Raw genomic sequence first — 16,346 nt, 5'->3', positions numbered from 1 at the left:
TCCGCACGATCCACATGTTCGCGGCGACGACGAGGAGCCGGGTACGTAGTGCTACGTACCCGGCTCCGAGAAGGTCGCCGCCGTGGCAGGGGGCATGCCGGGGTCGGCCGGCGACCGGAGCAGGCGGAGACGATGGACTCGCCCCCGCCCGCGGCATCCGGACGACGCGTGAGTTGCGCCGCCCGGACGTGTTCAGCAGGCCGTCGCGGTGCCCCACACGTCGTTGGTGCCCGGCGTGTTGCCCTGGGTCCACCACTTCGCGGTGTACTCGGAGCCGCCGTACGACACCTGCTGGCCGCCGGTGTACACCGCCGAGGCGCTCCACGCCGGGGCGTCGCACGTGCCCGTGCCGCCGCCACCGCCCGTTCCGCCGCCGGAGCCTGGTGAGGGCTCGACGACCGTGACCCCGCGAGGCAGGTCGTAGAGGGTCGCGAACGTCTCGGTGCCGACCTTCACGCGCAGGTTCGAGATCTGCGTCATCGGGAGGCGCCACGAGAACTTCGTCGAGACGCTGCCGCCCGCGGGGATGCCGCCCGCCGGCACCTTGACCGTGTAGGTGTGGAAGTCGCCCTTGAGGCCTCCGACGTTGGAACCCGTGTGGTCGCTGGACACCTTGGTGATGCCCCAGCCGCCCTGCTCGCCCAGCGCACCGGTGTCGCTCGTCGCGGTGTCGAACGTGATCGTCGACCCCGCCGGGATCGCGGTCTTGGACTTGTTCGTGAAGGTCGCCTTCGGGTTGATCGGGTAGTTGTTGTCGCCGAGCGCGAACTCGCCGAACGACAGCTGCAGGTCGATCGCCTTCGTCGGCATCGCGACGTTGGCCTTCGTGGCGTCGTAGGGCGTCGAGGCCGCGAAGCGGTCGTGCAGCAGCGAGACGAGGGTCGATCCCATCTCGTACTGCCCCTTCTGGGCGTTGTACTCGTAGTCGCCCGCGAGCTCCCAGATCATGGCGCCGCCGATGCCGTTGTCGGCGATGTAGTCCGCCTTCGCCGTGATCGCCTGGTTCGAGTCGCCCGAGAGGAACGTCTTCGTGGTCGCGTTCCACCACCACTCGGTCTTCGTCACGGAGTCGAAGTGGTGCGTGTACGAGCCGGTGATGGTCGACGGCGCACCGTAGGCGGACGTGTAGTCGCCGACGACGCCCTTCTGCAGGTTCAGCACGTGCCAGATCGGGTTCGCGCCTGCGCCGACCTCGTCGCCGGTCTTGTCGAGGTCATGCCAGAGGTTGTTGATGCCGACCGCGCCGTTACCGCACTTCGAGGTGCCGCCGGTCGAGGGGCCGGTGCCAGCTGGGCACTTCGTCTGGTCGGCGAGCGGCGCCTTGCCGTAGAGGCCGTTCGTTCCGCCCTGCACGCCGTCCCAGCCGCGCGTGTAGAACGGCAGGCCGACGTTGATGCGGCCGGCCGGCATCGCGCCGCGGAAGTAGTGGTACGCCCAGTCGGTGTTGAGGTAGCCGATGTTGCTGTAGGCGCCGTAGACGCCGCCGGCCGCGAGCTCCGGGTCGTTGCCGTCGTCGAAGAGCGGGCCGTTGCCGCCGACGTAGTCGTTCCACGAGCCGTGCAGGTCGTAGCTCATGATGTTGACGTAGTCGAGGTACGGGGTCACCTGGTAGACCTCGGCGCCGCGCAGCAGCCATCCGGATGCCGGTGCCGCGACGGTGAGCAGGTAGTGCTTGCCGTCTGCCGCACCAGCGCGGTCGAGCTTCTCGCGAAGCGTCTTCATGAGCGACTCGTAGCCGGCCCAGAGCTTCGCGCGACGCGGCTCCGAGAACGAGAAGTCGTCTGGGCTGCCGGCCTTGCCGTTGCTGTTCGCGTATTCGTAGTCGATGTCGACGCCGTCGAAGCCGTAGGTGCGGATGAACTGCACGGCCGAGTCGGCGAACGTGTCGATCTTCGCCTGCGAGTCGGTCATCGTGTAGAAGCCACCGTCGGCGACGCGGTCGCCCGCGGCGTCGAAGTGGCCGCCGGTCTCGGCCCAGCCGCCGACGGAGACGAGCGCCTTCACGCCCGGGTTCGCCTTCTTGTACTTCGTGAGCAGGTTGAAGTGCCCCTTGTACGGCAGCGTCGGGTCCATCTCGGCACCGGCGACGCCGGGCCAGGTGAGGTCGGTCGAGGCGTTGCCGGCGACGCCCTGGTTCACCGAGACCTTGCCCTGCCCGTCGATGTGGGCGAAGGCGTAGTTGATGTGGCTGAGCTTCTTCCACGGGATGTCGCTCGCGAGGTAGCTGGGGGCGCCGTTCACGCCGGTGCGCCAACTCGTGAAGTAGCCGATGACGCGGTTCTTCAAGCCGTTCGGCAGCTTCTCACGGCCCTGCTCGTCGTAGATCGTGCAGTAGGGCACGTCGACGCCCGGGGTCTGGTAGAGGCCGTCGGGGCGGCACTTCTCGTCGGGGTTCGCGGTCCACGGGGTGCCGGGCTGCGGGGTGGGAGTCGGCGTCGGCGTGGGGGTCGGCGTCGGCGTCGGCGTCGGCGTGGGAGTCGGCGTCGGCGTCGGGGTCGGCGTCGGCTCGGTCGTCGTGCCGCACGCGCCGTTGCTCGTCCACGGGCCCCACTGCTCGGTGCCGGGCACGTTGTTCTGGGTCCACCACTTCGAGGTGTAGTTGGCGCCCTGGTACGACGCCTTGGCGCCACCTGAGTATGCGGTCGTGGCATTCCACGCCGGGGCGCAGGCCTCGGCGGCGTTGGCGATCGTCGCGGGGATCAACGCCGCCAGCAGCAGACCGACCCCGGCGACGGCGGTCGCGAGCCGCGTTCGCGTGAGAGTGGGAGTTCGCATGTCGTTCCTGTCTGAGTCGAGAGGTCTCCCGCATGGACGCGGGCAGCCCGACGCTACGACGGCGGACGGCCGGGCGAATCAGCACATCCACGCATACGCAGGACTACGTACGCGACGTCGAGAGGCGCCCGTGCATACGGTGCGCGAGCACGGCGAGCTCGACCCGCGAGTGCACCGCGAGCTTGGTGAAGACCCGTCCGACATGCACCTCGACGGTGCGCACCGACACGTAGAGCTGCGACGCGGCCTCGCGGTTGGAGCAGCCCTCGACGACGAGCATCGCGACCTCGAGCTCGCGGTCGGTGAGCACCTCGGCCCACGCCGTGCGGCACTCGCCGAGCACGTCGTCGGGTGCTCGATCGTCGGATGCCGCGGCCGCGCGTTCGAGGGTCGTCCGCTCGCTCGCAGGGGCGGGCGCGGGCCGTGCCGTCGAGCGCACGCCGGGCGTGGCGGCCTCGACCGGCGCGGTCTGCGCAGCACCTGCGGGAGACGAGTCCGGCGCCGTCGTCGAGGACGACCAGGGCGTCACCCCGGGTCTCGGAGCACCGTCGACCGCACCGACCGCCATGCGCACATCGGCGGCCGACGAGACGACCCGGTGCGCGGTGAGCTGCGCCACCCGCTCGGCCGCGACCGCGCGAAGCCAGCCGACGGCACCGCAATCGGCGAACAGGTGCTCGGCGGCGACGAGGTGCCGGCCCGCCGGGTCGGCGGCGCCGAAGGCCGCGCAGGCGCGCGCGAGCATGAGCTCCGTGCGTGCACGTTCGTAAGGCGAGCGGATCGAGCGCGCACTCGCGGCGACCGCGTCGTACTCGGCATCGAAGCCGGCGCGGTCGATGCCGCGCATGCGGTGCCGGAGTTCGCTCGCGAGACGCGCGTCGGGCGGACGCCGTGCAATGCCGACGGCTTCGGCCCCGCGCGACGACGGCGAGGCGTGCTCGGCCGCGGCGTCGAGTCCGGGGATGTGCAGCCCGCAGCCGAAGCCGCCGCGCGCCCGCTCGTCGGCGAGCGCCACGAGCGTCTCGGCCTCGGCGCGCCGGCCGTGCAGGTGCGCCTCGACGGCGCGATCGATGAGGTCCTCGCGGCGCACGCCGGACGCCGACTGCGGCAGGCTCGACTCGACGGCGCGCGCCCACGGCCCGATCTCGCCGGTCTCGATGAGCTCGAGCCGGCGCGCGAGGGCCGCACCGAGTCCGCCGAAGGTCAGCGCCACCGGCAGGTCGCACGCGGCCTGGCGCAGCCCGTTCGCCGCTCGCTGCACCTCGCCGGCCCAGAGGTCGAGCAGCGCGATCGCGACGGCGCGCTCGGCGCGCAGCAGCGGGGACCGCTCGAAGCTCCCGTCGGCGGGATGCCGGTCGCGCGGCACCTCGCGGCATGCGCCGAGCCATCGCATCGCCGCAGCGGGGTCGCCGGCGAGTCCGACCTCGAGGGCCATCGTGATGGCGTGCAGGCCGCCCACCACGGGCGCCAGGGGCCCGGTGGCCTCGACCTCGCGCCCGTCGCCCGCGAAGAGCGCGCACCACGCTCGCCCGACGATCCAGTCGTCGGTGACGAGGCCGTGCCGCTCGATGAGCGCACGCGCCTGGTCGAGGCGACGTGCCGCCCGTTGCGCCGCGCCGCGCTCCGCGAGCAGGCCCGCCGCGATCGCGATCGCGCGCACGAGCGACTGCAGGCGTCGCCTCGTGGCGGCAGTGTCGAAGAGTTCGGGCTCGACGGCACGTTCGAGCTGCGCGTCGAGCTCGGGTTCGGCCACGTCGCCGTGCAGCAGCGCCGTCGCCACCAGGTAGTCGCCGAGCACGGCCGCACGGCTGTCGTCGTCACCGTGGCTCAGCACGGCGCCGAGCCAGCGCTCCGCGTCGTCGACGAAGCCGCCGTGCAGCGCAGCGGTTCCCGCGACTCGACGTGCGAGCACGGCTCCGGCCCCCGACGCGTGGCTCTCGGCCTCGCGGGCGATCGCGTGCGCGCGCTCGGCTTCGCCCGCGGCATCCGCTCGCCTGGCGAGCCGGAGCAGGGGCGAGACCAGGTCGGGCGAGCCCTCGAGCGTGGCGAGCGATCGGTGCCAGACGACCTGGTCGTCGACGCCGAGCGCGCGGTACGCGTCGGCGAGGGACGCATGCGCGGCCGTGCGCTCGGCGAGTGACGCCTCGGCGTGCGCCCAGACGCGCATGCGCGGATCGGCGAAGGCGAAGTGGCCGGCCACGAGCAGCAGGTGCCGGCTGAGGAACCCGCCGACGAGCTCGGACATCGAGCGCCCGCTCGCGGCGAGCAGCACGTCGATGCGGTCGTCGGTGCAGACGGCGGCGATGACGAGCACCTGTCGTTCCCAGGGTGCGAGGCTCGCGGCGTGCGGCTCGATGGCCGCCGAGACGGCCGGCACGAGCGGGAGCGGGTCGGGCAGCACCGCGAGTCCGAGTCGCTGGGCCGCGCGCAGCAGCGCGGCGACCTCGATGATCGCGTCGGCATCGCCGCCGAGTCCGAGGCCGAGCCGCGAGGCGACATGCGGCGCGACGACGATTCGGTGGCGAGCGAGGAGCTCGATGATGGCGTTCGAGCTCTCGAAGGCCTCGACGTTCGAGCGGTGGCGTGGCTGCGTGCGTGAAGTCTCGTCCATGGGTTGCATCGGCCCTCCGCTCGCTCACTTCACTGATCGCGTGCGGTTATGTTAGCAACGTTTACAAACGCGCGTCGAGGGGGAATTCACCTGAGCGCAATTCCCCGTTCAGGGGACGCCGGAGGAACGCCCTCCGACGTCGCAGGCGTGCAAACGCTCTCGCGGCTCAGTCCCGCGGTTCGAGCAGGTAGGCGTTGAACGCCCTCGTCGTCTCGGCATCGAAGGGGAACGCCGCGCCGTCGAGTTCGGTCACGCCGGCCGCGAGACGCACGCTCGACACCAGCCAGAGCGCATCGGCGGTGCCGAGCTCGTCGACGCGGATGTCGCGGTACTCGGTCTGCCGACCCGTCTCGGCGAGGTGGTCGAAGAGGCTCATCTGCGTGGTGCCGTGCAGGATCGCGCCCGACGGTGCGGGAGTCGAGTAGACCTCGCCGTGCCGCAGGAGCACGCTCGAGGTCGGCCCCTCCATGACGAACCCGTCGGATGAGACGAAGATCGTGTCGTCGGCCCCGCGACGGTGCGCCTCGCGGAGCGCCGCCATGTTCGTCGCGTAGCTCAGCGTCTTCGCGCCGAGCAGCAGCCACGGCGCCTGGGCCGCGGCGTCGTGCGCGTAGCCGCGATCGAGGGTGACCACGCTGATGCCCTGCTCGCGCGGGCGGCTGAAGTCGGCGGCCGGTGCCGCGTGCAGCCAGGCGGTCGGCGCCGGACCGTGCTCGACGCCGCGGCTCAGCACGAGCTTCAGCGCGAACTCGCCCGTCGAGGGCAGCAGCTCGACCGCACGGGCGATCGCGGCACGCCACTGCGCGAGGTTCGGCTCTGGCAGCTCGCAGATCACCGCCGAGTTGCGCAGGCGATCGAGGTGCGGCCCGGTCTCCTGCGCGTGCCCGTTCGCGACCGAGATCGTCTCGAACACGCCGTCGCCGCGCTGCGTCGAGAGCTCGCCGACCCGGAGGGCCGGGGCATCCGCCGGCACCTCGCGGAAGGTCGACGCGAGGTCGTCGACACGGGCATCCGCGGGCAGCGGCTCGAGCAGCAGGGTGACGGTCATGCCTCGATGCTACGCGGATGCCGCGGGCCGGCCTGCCTGCAGGCCGCACGCCCGGCGCTCGCCGTCCGACCTCCGGCGGCCTCGCCTCCCGTGGTCGCGCGCGCTAGCGTCGACCCATGCGCGAACTCGGCACCGGGGAGCTGAGCCGAGCCTCCGGCCTCTCGCTGAAGGCGCTGCGCGTCTACGAGGCGAGCGGGCTGCTCCTGCCGGCATCCGTCGACCCCGTAACGGGATACCGACGCTACGGCGAGGCCGAGCTCGCCAGGGCGCGCTCGATCCAGGCGCTGCGACTCGTCGGCATGCCGCTCGCGCTGGTGCACGAGATGCTCGACGCCTCGCCCGACCGCCTGCGCGGCGACCTCACCGCCTGGTGGTCGGCCGAGCGCGCCGCCTTCGCCGAGCGGAGCCACGTCGTCGACGTCGTGGCGGACGACGCGGCGAGGTCGCACCTCGACCGGGCCGCGGCGAGCGCGGTCGCCGCCCGCGTGCGGGTCGTGCACCGCGACGGGCAGAAGGTCGCGTCGATCACGCGCGTGGTCGAACAGGGCGACCTCGTGCCGACGAGCATCGCCGACGTCATCGCCCTGCGGCGCCACCTCGCCGAACAGGGCGCACGTCCGCTCGACGCACACCACCTGATCTTCCACGAGCCCGTCGGCTTCGGCCTGCCGGGGCGCGTCGAGGCCGCGGTGCCGTACTCCGGTTCGTGCGACCCTGCCGGCGAGATCGTGTTGCGCATGCAGCCCGCGACGAGCCTCGTCGCGATCGAGGTCACCGCCGCCGAACTCGTCTACCCAGCCCTACTGCGGTTCTACGACGCGCTCGCCCGGGCGGCCGATCGGCACGGCGGCGCGGCCGGCGCTCCGCGCGAGCTGTACGAGCGGCCGTGGTCCACCGACGCGGGCGCCGTCGTGGCGACGATCGCGACGCCGATCGCGACACCGGTCGCGACGTCGGAACGCGAGGCCTGAGCCGCTGCGCCTCCGCCGGCCCGCGGCATCCGGAACGGCACTTGACTCCGCCCCAGGGGCGGACCCCACACTCGTGACATGACCGACCACCTCACTCGCACGCACCCGACCGCAGGCGCGCGCCTCGACCGGTACCGCGAGCACTCCCCCTTCACCGACCCCGGCGCGCACCACGAGCTGCTGCGCGAGAGCGGGATCGACTTCGCCGCACTGCACCGCACCGTCGAGAACGTCATCGACCACTACCGTGCGACGCCCGGCGGCGTCGGACCCGAACAGCTGGCCGACATCGACCGCCGCTGGGTCGCCTCGCAGCTCGAAGCCCTCGCCGAGCGCCGGCCCGGCGCGCTCGGGCTGCCGCGACCCGGCGCGTGCCGGCTCGGCGGATGCTGTCGCGACCACTCGCTGCTCGCCGTCGCGATCCTGCGCGAGCACGGCGTGCCCGCGCGCACCCGGCTCGGGTTCGCCGGGTACTTCACGCCCGGCTACTCCAGCGACCACGTCGTCGCGGAACGATGGGATGCCGCGGGCCGGCGCTGGCGGCGCTTCGACCCGGAGCTCGACCCGGCCGCGTACGACTTCGCCGTCGACGACCTGCCGCGGGGCGACGCCTCGGGATTCCGCACGGCCGCGGAGGCCTGGGGCGCGTACCGCGCGGGCCTGACCGACCTCGCCGACCACGGGGTCGGGCCTGACACCCCGTACTGGGGTCCCTCCTTCGTGCACCGCTACGTCATCTCGGACCTCGCTCATCGGCAGGGCTGCGAGCTGCTGCTCTGGGACGGCTGGGGTGCCATGGCGTTCCCCGGCGACGAGCTCGACGCGGACCAGCTCGCGCTCACCGACCTGCTCGCCGACCTCACGGAACGCGCCGACGCCGGCGACGCGACCGCCGACGACCGCCTCGACGAGATCTGGGCGACGGATGCGCGCGTGCGCCCCGGCCGGTTCGTCGAGACGCACTCCCCCGCTGGTCGCGTCGGACGCACCGATCTGGAGCGGCGGATCACGGAGTGGAGCGACGTCGCCGGGGAACGGCTCGCGACCGCGGCGAACGGCTGAACGCGGAGGCGCCGGGCGCCGGGACCCGGGATCACACCCCGGGATTCACCTGAGGGCATGAAGAGGCCGGCCGCAGGAACGCCTCTCGGCGCGAGGCCGCTCGGAGCGGCGAATATTGGAGCCCGGGGTTACTGCGGCCGGCCACGTCAAGTGTAAACGAGACTCGGGACAGCTCTATTCCGCACCCGGCCCTGAGCCCGGATCCACCCGCCGGAGCGGAACGGAACGGCCCCGGGCTACCCCCGGCGGCGCTCGCGTCCGGCGAGGCCGTTCTCGAAGGCCCAGATGACGACGTGCACGCGATCGGGCAGCCCGAGCTTCGCGAGGATCGACGCGATGTGCGTCCTGACGGTGTTGCCGGTCAGGAACAGCCGATCGGCGATCACGTCGTTCGTGGCACCGGTCAGCACCTCCATCAGCACGTCGCGTTCGCGGGGCGTGAACGGGGCGAGCAGGACGTCGGGATCCACAGGTCGCTGCGCACGGGCGACGAAGTCGAGCAGGCTCGCCGTGGCCCGCGGGGCGACGACGGCGTCGCCCGCATGGACGGCACGGATCGCCTCCGCCAGCTCGTCGCTCGAGGCGTCCTTCGTGAGGAACCCGCTCGCGCCCGCCCGGATCGCAGCGAACACGTACTCGTCGAGGTCGTAGGTGGTGAGGATCAGAACGCGAACGCCCGCCTGCGCGTCGAGCAGTCGCTCCGTCGCCGCGATGCCGTCGAGCCGCGGCATCCGGATGTCCATCAACACCACGTCGACCCGGCGAGCGCGAGCCGATTCGAGGAGTTCTGCACCGTCGGCCGCCGAGACGACGAGCTCGAGGTCGTCGTGCACCTCGACCATCGCCCCGACCGCGGAGCGGATGAGCTCCTGGTCGTCGGCGATCGCGACCCTGATGCGCGGCTGCTCGGGGTCATCGGACATCGGGCGGCACCTCCGTTCCGACGGGGAACGAGGCCCGGATCCGCCAGCCGCCGCCGTCGAGCGGTCCACTCTCGAACCGGCCGCCGAGCCGCTCGACGCGGTCGCGCATGCCCCGGATGCCGCTGCCGGCCGCGGCAGGCTCCCCGAGCGTCGACGGTCCGTCGTCGACGATCTCGACCACCAGCTCGTCGGCGGCCCACCCCAGCCGCACCTCGTTGCACGTGGGCGGATCGGTGTGCTTCAGCGTGTTCGTGAGGGACTCCTGCACCGCGCGGTACACGGCGAGCTCGGTGCCGGGACTCACCGCCAGCGGGTCGCCGGTCTCGACGAGGGCCACGCGCCGCCCCGGCGCCCCGGCTCGTTCCACGAGCGCGGTCAGGTCGCCCAGTCCGGGGTTCGGCTCGCGGGGCCCAGGCCTCGGTGCGTCGTCGTCGGCGGGCGGGTCGACGAGCACCCCGAGGAGGCCGCGCATGTCGGTCATGGCCGCTCGACCCGTCGCGACGACCTGTTCGATCGCCGTGCGCGCCCGCGCCTCGTCACGATCGAGCAGCACCCGCGACGCCTCGGCCTGGGTCACCATCACGGCGAGCGAATGCGAGATGACATCGTGCAACTCGCGCCCGATGCGACGACGTTCGTCGGCGACGGACGCGCGTTCACCCTGCAGCCGCAACTCGATGGACTGCCGCCGCCCGAACTCCTGAGCGGCCCGCTTCCTCCGCGATTCCCGGCGATATCGACCAAGGGCCCACGCTGCGGCGATCGAGGCGACGAGGAAGCCGCAGAGCGCGACGAGCACCCAGGGCTCGGGAACCGGGCCATGTGCGAAGGCGACCGAGGTCATGAGTCCGGCGCCGAGCAGGCCGAGCACGATGGCCGAGACATCCGCCAACCCATCGTCACTCGCCGCCGCCGTGAAGACGAAGACGAGGTAGGCGGCGCTGCTCGGCAGCAACACCGCGATCGAGGACGTGCCCGGCAGGCTCGCCGCCGCGAGCAGGAGCATCACGGCGGATGCCGCGAACAGCACCAGGCGCGGCGACCGGCGGCGCGCGACCACCAGGAGGTGCAGCACGACGAAGAGCGAGATCGTGGCGGCGAGCCAGACGCCATCGGGCGCCGAGCCGGCCTCGCGAACGAGTTCGACGACGGTCACCGGCAGGAGTGCCGCGGCACAGGCGGCCGCCCAGACCCAGTCGGCGGTCGACGGTGGCCGGGCCTCCTTCGAGCCGCCGATGGCTGCGGTGGACATGTCGAACGGCGCCTCGCGGGAGGCCGCGGACGAGGTGGACCGAGGACTGGACGACGCACCCATTTCGCGCTCCACGCTACCCGGCCGCATCAGGCGACATCTCGTCCGTTCGGGTGAGGTGGCAGTGCGACCTCGACTGCGACGCTGAGCGCCTCCCGATCGCACACGGCGGTCGGGCGGCATCCGGAAGGACCCTGAACCATCATGCACTCGACACCTCCAGAGGCAGACGCCCGATCGACGGCGGTCCTCGAACGCGACCGAGCGCACCCGCACGTTCGTGCGCTGGCATCGGCGGCACTCGTCACCTCATCGGCCATCGCGGGCCTGGGGCTCGTCTGGCTCCTCTCCCCCGGCCTCAACCCGTTCGCGGGCGGCGACATGACGAGCCTCGTCTCCTCCGTGCTCGGCCCGGTCGCGGTGGCGGGAGCAGTCCTCGGCATCGGCCTCGTCGGCATCCTGCTCGGGGTGACCCTGCTCCTCGGGCGGCGCGCCGACCCGGTCGGGATCGCCGCTCCCGGTGGCGTCGTACTCGCCGCAGCGCTCTCGGTCACCCTCGGCAGCGTCCACGTCATCGCCTTCGCCGGCTACGTGTTCGGTGCCGCCGCGGTCGCGGCCGGGCTCGTCACGGTCGCCGTGCTCCCCTTCCGAGCGCCTCGGCTCGGCCTGCCGGTGCTCGGCGGCGTCATCGTGCTGATCGCGGCATCCGCCTGGGCCGGGGTCACCGTCGACGGCATCGTGGAATTCGCCACCGCGTTCGGTGCTGCGCTGGTCGACGACGCGCTGAACCTCGCCGTCATCGCCGCGACCGTCGCCGCGATGCTCGCCTGGGCCGTGATCGCCATCGTCGTGGTCGGTCGTACACGAGGCGGACGGCGCTTCGAGGCGCGGCTCGTGCGGCACCGCAGGCTGCTCACGATCCTCGCCGCCGCGGGCCCGCTCCCCTACGCCGTCGCGCGGGCGTCCTGGCTGACCCCGTGGCCGCTATTCGGTCCGGCCGACACCGCGCAGATCACGGCACCCATGCTCACCACCGGCCTGATGCTGGGCGCCGGTGCGGTCACCGCGAGCGTGCTCACGCTCGGCCTCATCCTGCCGTGGGGCCTGCGGTTCCCGCGCTGGATGCCGCGGATCGGCGGCCGCACCGTTCCCACGGCGACCGCGGTCGTTCCGGGGGCCATCGCCGCCGGGATCCTCTGCGTGTCGGCGAGCCCCATGCTCGTGTCGGGGATCGGCGACCCGGGCGATCCCGTCAGCCCGCTCCTCGTCAACCTCGTGCTGCCGTTCTGGTACTGGGGACCGATGCTCGCCCTCGCCGTCTGGTCGTACGCGGCGTGGCGGCGGCGAATGGCGCTCGACATCGCCTGATCGAAGCGCCCGATCGCCGGACGGTACGCACAACGCGGGCCGTGCCGGCGAGCGACCGGCTCAGTCGAGCGCGTCGCGCCGCCAGAGCCGCGCGCAGGCGACGAGCTCGTCGGCGAGCTGGGTGAGCCGCAGCGCCCGCTGCGTGAGCTCGCGCGGCCGGTCGGGATGCACGTGGTCGGCGGCGTCGGCGTCATCGGCAAGGCTCGTGTACCCGACGGCGACGAGGCGGCAGAACGCGGCCGCCCGATCGAGCGCGACCGCGAAGTCGCCCACGAACAGGCCGTGCAGGATGCGGTCGGCGAGCGCGCGCACCTCGTCGGGCCCGGCCGGAGCGGGCGCACCCGCGACGACCTGGTCGATCGTGTGCGACACCTCGGCACCGCGCTGGTACCCGAGGCTCACCCCCTGCGGATCCTGGTGGATGAGCGTGCGCAGCAGGTAGACCCGCCAGAGCGCACCCGGAAGGCTCTTCGCGGAGGCCTGGGACCACAGCTCGGCGATCGCGTCGATGCCGTGCTCGTCGGTGTACGAGATCAGTCGGGCGACCACCTGCGGGTCGGGGTCTTCACGCACGCGCGCGAGGAGCGCCGCGGCGGTGTCATGCGCCATGCGGCTGAGCCGCGCAGGGTCTTCGCCGCCCAGGAACGCGTCGAACTTGTGCGGCGGGAACTTGGTCGGACGGTGGAAGGAGTCGTCGGAAGCCATCGCCGCAAGGCTACCCGCTCGGCCTCGACGCCCGCCCGTGTGCATCACTCCGCTCCCCCGATCTCGCGTTCCGTGTGCCGCGCGAGGTATCGGGTTCGCCACGTCATACCTTGACGTGCGTAGGTCACCCGGGCATGGCAGTTCCGGCAGCGTACGTCGCATTTGGCGATCTCGCTCATGACACGTGAGATCGAGTATCCGTCCTGCGCCAGTCTCATGACCTCGGCGTCTTTGTGCTCGTGCTCTCGATGGTCGAAGTCGAGAACGCGAAGGTCCGCCTCACCGCAATCGACGCAAGGGTGAACCGAAAGGTAGTCGCCCACCGCGTCGAGTGCCGCTCGCCGGATGATCGCCTTGCGTGCGACGATCACCCGCACATGGGCTTCGCGATTCTCGGCATAGTAGCGTCGAGCTCGTTCGCGGTTGCAGGCACGGCACACGTTCTGGAGACCGTCGGCCGAGCCTCGCCGGACGTTGAACTCGGCGTTTGGCTTAGACTGCTTGCAGCTTGTGCACCGTTTCTCGGACATGAGCTCGCCCCCGTAGCTCAGAGGCAGAGCAGCTGACTTTTAATCAGCGGGTCGGGATGTCGGAATTCCCCGGGGGCACTTGACGCAGGCTCATCTTGTCGCTCTAAGACAGGCGGTGTCCACTTGCAGCAGACCGTGTCGTGACAGCGCGACGAGTAGCGGGATTCAGACATGGCTGAATCTTGCGTCAGGCTACTGACATTCGGCCGCTGGTAGGGCGAGGGTCAATCCGCCATAGCTGACGAGAACGCCACTGCTGAACCGGCGAAACCAGAGTCTCGAAATACCGGAATCGAGATCGAAGTACCGAATCCGACCGGCGTGAAACCGGAACACCGTCTGGCGGGAGTTCGCCCTCACTCGAGGAAACGAATGCTCCCGCCCCGACGGCCCCTCCCCAAGTGTCCCCTTGGTCCGCACGACTCCGTGCGAATTGGGACTCACCGTACGCTCCTGCACGCGCGAACGCCAGTGTTTTCCGGGGACTTTTCCGCCTGATCCTGCGGAAGTCCGGGCGAGCGTCGAACGCTCCTCCACGTGAGAGCGCGATCACGCAGAGGAGCGACCATACGCGACCGAGGCGGCGCCGATTCGACGCTGCAACACCCTCGATCGACGCAGGATTCAGCCGACGATCGAACGGAACCCCGACATGAGCGCCACGCGCTCCGCCGAGTCGCGCGCGAGGGGCGTGACCGCGAGCGTCGTGACCCCGGCCGCACGGAACGCCTCGACCCGCTCGGTGACCTCTGATGCCGATCCGATCAGCGAGATCGCACGCACGAGTTCGTCGGGCACGGCCGCGATCGCCTCGTCGCGCCGACCCTCGAGGTAGAGGTCCTGGATGCGCGCGGCATCCGCTTCGAAGCCGTAGCTCGAGATGAGGTCGTTGTAGAAGTTCTTGCCGCGGGCACCCATGCCGCCGACGTAGAGCGCGAGCTGCGGCTTCACCGAGGCGAGGGCCATCGCCGCGAGTTCCGGACGATCGGTGATGGCGAGCGCGGGGCTCGCGAACACGTCGAGCGGAGCGAGGTCGGCCGACCGCTTCGCCGTGCCTGCGGCGAGCGCGTCGCCCCAGACATCCGTCGCCTTCTCGGGGTGGAAGAACATCGGCAGCCAGCCGTCGGCGATCTCGGCGGTCTGCTCGACGGACTTCTGGCCGAGCGAGGCGACCGTGATCGGGATGCGGTCGCGCACGGGGTGGTTGATGAGCTTCAGCGGCTTGCCGAGGCCGGTGCCCTCGCCCGCGGGCAGCGGGATCGAGTAGTTGCGCCCCTGGTGCACGACGGGCTCGCGCCGCCACGTCATGCGGCAGATGTCGATGATCTCGCGGGTGCGGCCGAGCGGCGCGTCGTAGCGCACGCCGTGGAATCCCTCGATGACCTGGGGGCCCGAGGCGCCGATGCCGAGCTCGAAGCGGCCGTTCGAGACGTAGTCGAGGCCGGCGGCGGTCATCGCCGTGAGGGTGGGCGTGCGCGTGTAGAGCTGCAGGATGCCGGAGGCCAGCGTGATCTTCGACGTGCGGGCCGCGAGGAATCCGAGTTGGCTGACGGCGTCGAACGAGTACGCCTCGGGAACGGCGATGAGGTCGACGCCCGCCTGCTCGAGCTCGGCGACCTCGTCGGCCGCCTCGCGGAACCCGCCCGCATAGTTCAGGAACATCCCGACGCGCATGTCACTCCTCATCGTGTGATCGGCCGACGATCGCGACCCCTCCGAGGCTAACCGACCGGGTCGCGCGGGGGCCGGGCGATTGTGCGGCGGCCACGACGGGCAGCGGCCGAGGGTGCGATCGGTGGTGGGATTCCCTGAACGGGGCGGGCTGCGCGGACATCGTTCGCAGCATGCTCCGAGCCGGATGCCGCAGGCTGGAGGTTCGCGACGACGATCATCGCGCCGATGAACGGAGGATCATGGACTGGAGCCTGCTGCTCGACGTACTGCTCGTGCTCCTCTTCATCGGCGCCGTCGTGAACGGCTACCGCGCCGGACTGCTCCGCACGGCCGCCGGGCTCATCGGCGTGCTGCTCGGAGCGGTCGCGGCCGCGTTCGTGATGCCGTGGGTGATGGGCGTGGTCGGCGCGCCGGAGTGGCGTGCGCCCGCGGCGATCGGTGCGGCGCTCGTGCTGGTCTCGATCGGCGGCGCGCTGGGCGGCGCCCTCGGTGCCGTGCTCGGTCGCGGGGCGGAGGCCGTGAAGCTCGGTGTCGTCGACCGGCTGCTCGGCGCGGTCGGCAACCTGCTCGTCACGGTGTTCGTCGTGATGCTCGTGGCCTCCGGCGTCTCCGCCATGGGCGTGCCCGTCGTGTCGCCCGCGATCGCCGGGTCCCGCGTGCTCGGCTCGATCGAGGCGCTGACGCCGACGCCCGCGCAGCGGTTCCTCGCCGAGGTGCGATCCGCGGCGGTCGGCGAGGCCCTGCCGTGGCTCGTCGACGTGCTCGAGGCGCCCGCCGAAGCGCCGGCCCTCCCGTCTGGCGGGGTCGACGACGCCGAGATCGCCCGCGCTTCGGCATCCGTCGTCAGGGTCACCGGCACGGCCTTCGAGTGCGGCGTCTCGATGTCGGGCAGCGGGTTCGTGATCGCGCCCGATCGCATCGTGACGAACGCACACGTCGTGGCCGGGGTCGACGAGCCGGTCGTCGAGACGCCGGGCCTCGCGGCGCGCTCGGGCGAGATCGTGGCGTTCGACGCCGACCTGGACCTCGCGGTGATCGCCGTCGACGGGCTCGACGCCCCCGCCCTTCCGGTGGCGGATGCCGCGGCCGGCGCGGAGGTCGCGGTGGCGGGATATCCGTTCGGCGGCCCGTTGGAGCTCCGCCCCGGACGCGTCATGTCGGTGGGCCAGGTGACGTTCCGCGAGGACGACGGCACGCGGACGCGCGACGTGATGACGCTCGCGGCCGACGTCGACCACGGCAACTCGGGCGGCCCGGTGATCACGGGCGACGGCGAGGTCGGAGGCGTGGTCTTCGCGAAGTCCGAGGCCGTCGAGAACGTGGGCTTCGCGATCCCGGTGTCGACGCTCGACGCCTTCGCCGGCAACGCGGCATCGCTCGACCAGCCGGTCGACTCGGGCAGCTGCTCGACGGGCTGAGGCGCCGCG

The 16,346-nt window shown here is 71.9% G+C and carries 12 protein-coding genes and 1 tRNA gene; 5 read left to right on the top strand and 8 right to left on the bottom strand.

The features are described 5' to 3' along the window. Positions 1-192: 192 nt before the first annotated feature. The 3 genes from ASE68_RS05990 to ASE68_RS05980 form a co-directional block, all read right to left on the bottom strand. The gene (locus tag ASE68_RS05990; RefSeq protein WP_055856207.1) at positions 193-2,775 is read right to left on the bottom strand and encodes a glycosyl hydrolase family 18 protein; all 2,583 of its coding nucleotides are present in this window, start codon (positions 2,773-2,775) and stop codon (positions 193-195) included. A gap of 103 nt (positions 2,776-2,878) precedes the next feature. Beyond that, positions 2,879-5,386: a helix-turn-helix transcriptional regulator gene (locus ASE68_RS05985; protein WP_055856204.1), complete on the bottom strand. Its 2,508-nt coding sequence runs from the start codon at positions 5,384-5,386 to the stop codon at positions 2,879-2,881. Between the two features lie 166 nt (positions 5,387-5,552). Further along, positions 5,553-6,434 (bottom strand): aminodeoxychorismate lyase, encoded by an 882-nt coding sequence (locus tag ASE68_RS05980; protein ID WP_055856201.1) that lies wholly within the window; start codon positions 6,432-6,434, stop codon positions 5,553-5,555. 116 nt (positions 6,435-6,550) lie between these two features. On the opposite strand from ASE68_RS05980, the gene ASE68_RS05975 reads away from it, so the two are divergent. After that, positions 6,551-7,405 carry a MerR family transcriptional regulator gene (locus tag ASE68_RS05975; protein WP_055856198.1) on the top strand — a complete coding sequence of 285 codons (855 nt, stop codon included), beginning with the start codon at positions 6,551-6,553 and terminating at the stop codon, positions 7,403-7,405. Positions 7,406-7,483: 78 nt separating this feature from the next. After that, positions 7,484-8,467 (top strand): transglutaminase-like domain-containing protein, encoded by a 984-nt coding sequence (locus ASE68_RS05970; protein WP_055856195.1) that lies wholly within the window; start codon positions 7,484-7,486, stop codon positions 8,465-8,467. A 236-nt stretch (positions 8,468-8,703) separates the two neighbouring features. Here ASE68_RS05970 and ASE68_RS05965 read toward each other — a convergent pair whose 3' ends face one another. After that, the gene (locus tag ASE68_RS05965) at positions 8,704-9,390 is read right to left on the bottom strand and encodes a response regulator transcription factor (protein ID WP_055856192.1); all 687 of its coding nucleotides are present in this window, start codon (positions 9,388-9,390) and stop codon (positions 8,704-8,706) included. Next, on the bottom strand, positions 9,380-10,642 hold the full coding sequence (locus ASE68_RS05960) for a sensor histidine kinase (RefSeq protein ID WP_162238254.1): 1,263 nt from the start codon (positions 10,640-10,642) through the stop codon (positions 9,380-9,382). Before ASE68_RS05960 ends, ASE68_RS05965 begins: the two co-directional genes overlap by 11 nt. Before the next feature lie 204 nt (positions 10,643-10,846). On the opposite strand from ASE68_RS05960, the gene ASE68_RS05955 reads away from it, so the two are divergent. After that, a complete protein-coding gene (locus ASE68_RS05955; RefSeq protein ID WP_055856187.1) occupies positions 10,847-12,010 on the top strand; it encodes a hypothetical protein in 1,164 nt (387 codons plus the stop codon). 60 nt (positions 12,011-12,070) lie between these two features. Here the strand turns inward: ASE68_RS05955 and ASE68_RS05950 are convergent, their stop codons facing one another. Then, the gene (locus ASE68_RS05950; protein WP_055856183.1) at positions 12,071-12,715 is read right to left on the bottom strand and encodes a hypothetical protein; all 645 of its coding nucleotides are present in this window, start codon (positions 12,713-12,715) and stop codon (positions 12,071-12,073) included. Between the two features lie 44 nt (positions 12,716-12,759). After that, entirely contained in the window at positions 12,760-13,245 is a 486-nt protein-coding gene (locus ASE68_RS05945; RefSeq protein WP_157421565.1) for a hypothetical protein, read from the bottom strand. A 6-nt stretch (positions 13,246-13,251) separates the two neighbouring features. On the opposite strand from ASE68_RS05945, the gene ASE68_RS05940 reads away from it, so the two are divergent. Beyond that, positions 13,252-13,323 (top strand) — tRNA-Lys (locus ASE68_RS05940). Positions 13,324-13,869: 546 nt separating this feature from the next. Here the strand turns inward: ASE68_RS05940 and ASE68_RS05935 are convergent. Further along, positions 13,870-14,919 (bottom strand): LLM class F420-dependent oxidoreductase, encoded by a 1,050-nt coding sequence (locus ASE68_RS05935; RefSeq protein WP_055856177.1) that lies wholly within the window; start codon positions 14,917-14,919, stop codon positions 13,870-13,872. 239 nt (positions 14,920-15,158) lie between these two features. On the opposite strand from ASE68_RS05935, the gene ASE68_RS05930 reads away from it, so the two are divergent. Then, positions 15,159-16,337, top strand: coding sequence for a MarP family serine protease (locus ASE68_RS05930; protein ID WP_055856174.1), 1,179 nt, complete (start codon positions 15,159-15,161; stop codon positions 16,335-16,337). Positions 16,338-16,346: the final 9 nt, after the last annotated feature.

Origin of the sequence: Agromyces sp. Leaf222 (assembly GCF_001421565.1) — a bacterium.
Classification (GTDB): domain Bacteria; phylum Actinomycetota; class Actinomycetes; order Actinomycetales; family Microbacteriaceae; genus Agromyces.
This window is presented reverse-complemented; position numbering and strand designations above follow the sequence as displayed.

What these genes read in the sequence shown, in the direction of transcription:
- ASE68_RS05950 (WP_055856183.1), bottom strand. Translation starts at nt 12,715, where the DNA reads ATGGCTTCCGACGACTCCTTCCACCGTCCGACCAAGTTCCCGCCGCAC.
- ASE68_RS05985 (WP_055856204.1), bottom strand. Translation starts at nt 5,386, where the DNA reads ATGGACGAGACTTCACGCACGCAGCCACGCCACCGCTCGAACGTCGAG.
- ASE68_RS05965 (WP_055856192.1), bottom strand. Translation starts at nt 9,390, where the DNA reads ATGTCCGATGACCCCGAGCAGCCGCGCATCAGGGTCGCGATCGCCGAC.
- ASE68_RS05960 (WP_162238254.1), bottom strand. Translation starts at nt 10,642, where the DNA reads ATGTCCACCGCAGCCATCGGCGGCTCGAAGGAGGCCCGGCCACCGTCG.
- ASE68_RS05955 (WP_055856187.1), top strand. Translation starts at nt 10,847, where the DNA reads ATGCACTCGACACCTCCAGAGGCAGACGCCCGATCGACGGCGGTCCTC.
- ASE68_RS05990 (WP_055856207.1), bottom strand. Translation starts at nt 2,775, where the DNA reads ATGCGAACTCCCACTCTCACGCGAACGCGGCTCGCGACCGCCGTCGCC.
- ASE68_RS05970 (WP_055856195.1), top strand. Translation starts at nt 7,484, where the DNA reads ATGACCGACCACCTCACTCGCACGCACCCGACCGCAGGCGCGCGCCTC.
- ASE68_RS05945 (WP_157421565.1), bottom strand. Translation starts at nt 13,245, where the DNA reads ATGTCCGAGAAACGGTGCACAAGCTGCAAGCAGTCTAAGCCAAACGCC.
- ASE68_RS05935 (WP_055856177.1), bottom strand. Translation starts at nt 14,919, where the DNA reads ATGCGCGTCGGGATGTTCCTGAACTATGCGGGCGGGTTCCGCGAGGCG.
- ASE68_RS05930 (WP_055856174.1), top strand. Translation starts at nt 15,159, where the DNA reads ATGGACTGGAGCCTGCTGCTCGACGTACTGCTCGTGCTCCTCTTCATC.
- ASE68_RS05975 (WP_055856198.1), top strand. Translation starts at nt 6,551, where the DNA reads ATGCGCGAACTCGGCACCGGGGAGCTGAGCCGAGCCTCCGGCCTCTCG.
- ASE68_RS05980 (WP_055856201.1), bottom strand. Translation starts at nt 6,434, where the DNA reads ATGACCGTCACCCTGCTGCTCGAGCCGCTGCCCGCGGATGCCCGTGTC.